2 protein-coding genes are annotated in these 2,756 nt (G+C 59.4%); one reads left to right on the forward strand and one right to left on the reverse strand.

The genetic code is table 11. The annotated features are described in order from the left end of the window. The first annotated feature begins 5 nt into the window (after positions 1-5). Complete coding sequence (locus ABZW96_RS37465; RefSeq protein WP_355081612.1) at positions 6-104, forward strand: amino acid permease C-terminal domain-containing protein; 99 nt, start codon at positions 6-8, stop codon at positions 102-104. A 262-nt stretch (positions 105-366) separates the two neighbouring features. On the opposite strand, the gene ABZW96_RS37470 is transcribed toward ABZW96_RS37465, so the two are convergent. Beyond that, entirely contained in the window at positions 367-1,509 is a 1,143-nt protein-coding gene (locus tag ABZW96_RS37470) for an IS630 family transposase (RefSeq protein WP_355081614.1), read from the reverse strand. Between the last annotated feature and the right edge of the window lie 1,247 nt (positions 1,510-2,756).

The raw sequence follows: 2,756 nt of genomic DNA on the forward strand, positions 1-2,756 counted from the left end.
CCTGGCTGCGGTTCCTGGTGTGGATGGTGATCGGGTTCGTCGTCTACTTCGCCTACTCGCGGCACAACTCCGTGCTCCGGAAGGCTTCCGTCACCGTCCTGTAATTCGTTGTGCGGACCGGTGTTAGCTAGCTAATCATGGTCGGTCGTTGACGAGTTTACGATCAAGCGCATGCCGCTGGTGTCGGAGTGTGACCGGCGCCGACGGATGTGGACCGCCAGCGAGATCTGACAGCGGATTCTTGATGAGGTGATCGCGAAAGACAATTCCAGAGAATCCGACGCATGGAGGGCACCGTCGTCCGAGTCCCTATCGGCATGATGCGGTGCCCGCGGGCATCATCAGCGATGCCGACCTAGTGCCGCGTCAGGCAACTTTGGGTAGGTAATCGGGTCGTCGGATCTTGGATCCGACCGCGAAGTCGCGGACGGGTCCGGCGTGCTGGTTGCGCCAGCGGACGTAGGTGCCGATCGCGTCGTCCTGTTCGGCGTGGCTGCGGTGGTCGGTGCCGTTGAGCGCGAAGTACCGCAAGGCGGCGAACTCGCACTCGATGCGGTTCAGCCACGACGAGTAGGTGGGCAGGAACACCAGCTCCACGGCGTTGCCCGCGCACCACGCGCGGACATCGGCGCGTTTGTGGACCGAGTAGTTGTCGCAGATCAGATACAGTTTCTGGCTCTGCCATCGGCCCCGCAAGGATTTCAAGAAGGCCAGGAACTCGGTCCATCGTTTCCGGTCCCGGATCCGGTAGTACAGCTGCCCGGTGCGCAGGTCCAGCGCGCCGAACATATGCCGGACACCCTGCGTGCGGCGGTAGGTTGCCCGCAGCCGCCGCGGGCGCCGGGCGGCGAACCAACCTCGGCCGGCGCGGGGTTGCAGATTCAAAGGCCCGAACTCGTCCACGCAGACCACGCGCCCGTCCGCGGGCGGGTGGTCATAGAGGTCGAGCACACGCGCCATCTTGTCCGCAAAGTCCGGGTCGTTGCTGGCTTTCCACGTCTTGGTGGCCTGCCACGACACCCCGCCCGCCTTGAGAATCTGCCGCACGGTCTCGCGGCTGATGTCGGCAACGCCGTTGATTCGCAACACTTCCGCCAGTTTCGACAGGCTCCACGTCGCGAACGGCCAGCCCAGGTCGCGGGGGCAGCACCGGGCGATCCGACAGATCCGATCACGCGTCGGTTGATCGTTCTTCGCCGGCCTGCCCCCGCTCCATTTTGGGTCCAAAGCGTCGAACCCCTTCTCGTTGAAGTCGTGGATCACCTGCCGCACATATGATTCCGACACCTGCATCAGCTTCGCGATAAACCCGACCGGCTGATGCTGCGCCGAGGCTATCACCACCACCGCCCGACGCATCCGAATCGGCTGCTTACTACGTCGCGCGATCTGAGCCAGCTTGCGGCCCTCTTCCGGGGTCACTGCTCTGACGAACACATCCGGCTTGCGAGCCACCGGCATCACCTCCACCGGCATCACCTCCACCGGCATCACCTCCACCGGCAGCATCACCGGTCACCCACCGATGATCAACCCGCCACCCCGGGCCGCGGGTTACAGCATCAACCTTCCCGGACGCGGCACTAGTTCGGTGGGGACCCGGTGATGGCACGACGATGCTGGGCGTGGGTCGCAGGTGAGAGAATGGTTGTTTGCCTGACGGGCGCGCCTAGTTGGAATCCAGCAGTGCTTTGGCGAAGATGGCACGTTTCGTTGATCACCAGATCTGCGAAGATCTCGATCCATCGAAAGAGATCGACTGCTCGGCCGGCGATTTGCTCGGTGGACATGTCTCCGACCGCAGCGACGAATTGCCCATTTACCCCACAGCAGCGACTTTAGCATTACACATTACAAACACGATAGCCTGGCCGCACGTCTTTGCGATCCAGGGTTCGATTTCGCACACGAGAGTCTTATGCGTCGATTCCGGCAGTGTACGAGTTCGCCGACCACCCGGCGTTGCGCGCTTTTCCCGGATGCAACACAGCATAGTTGCCTACAGAATTGATTTCTATCTACGAGTTCAGTTTTCTCCTAAAACAGTTGGCAGGTAGCGCCCCGATCGGCAATCATGATCTCATGATTTCTGTCGAACTTCATCAAAGAAGAAGCGCTCATAGCAACGTCCCATCTTGTTGCAGAGCCTTGGAGTCGGCATCGCTTCGAATCCGCAGTGGTGTCACCCCGTCGATGCGGAGCGTTTTCTCCGAGAACACGAGAGAGTCTATCTGTTTGCTCAACGCTGCAGAGAAAGTATATACAGCCATCTTGGCTTGATACCTCCAATGAATTCTATCTGAGCATCGCACGGAAGAATTTTTGTTAAGAAATACTTGGAAGCCTCGTCCCCAGCGCAGATTGGAGAAAAACGTGTTCACTTGGTGTGCAATTATCGTGATAGTGCTATCATTGCTATCTCTATCCGCGGCCGCGATGACATGGGATCCGCGGCAAAAACGTCGCAATTCCACCACCGTGTCATCTCCGCCGTTGCCGCCTAAACCGAACCGCCACCGACGGGAATCCGGCAAACATTTGCGATACACCGAGAATTGATCTCATGCAGATGGCAGTCCGAGTTGGAGCGTCTCCGACGCTCATTCCCATTGCTAGGCCTTGTTGAGGCAATTAATCAAACTACCATTTACGCGGAGATTTTGACTAGTGCCTCGTCAAGCAACCTTCGGTAGGTAACCAGGTTGCCGGATCTTGGAGTTGACGGCGAAGTCGCGTTTGGGTCGGGCGTGCTGGTT

It is taken from the genome of Nocardia sp. NPDC004168 (genome assembly GCF_040610355.1).
GTDB lineage: Bacteria > Actinomycetota > Actinomycetes > Mycobacteriales > Mycobacteriaceae > Nocardia > Nocardia sichangensis.

What these genes read in the sequence shown, in the direction of transcription:
- ABZW96_RS37470 (WP_355081614.1), bottom strand. Translation starts at nt 1,509, where the DNA reads ATGCTGCCGGTGGAGGTGATGCCGGTGGAGGTGATGCCGGTGGAGGTG.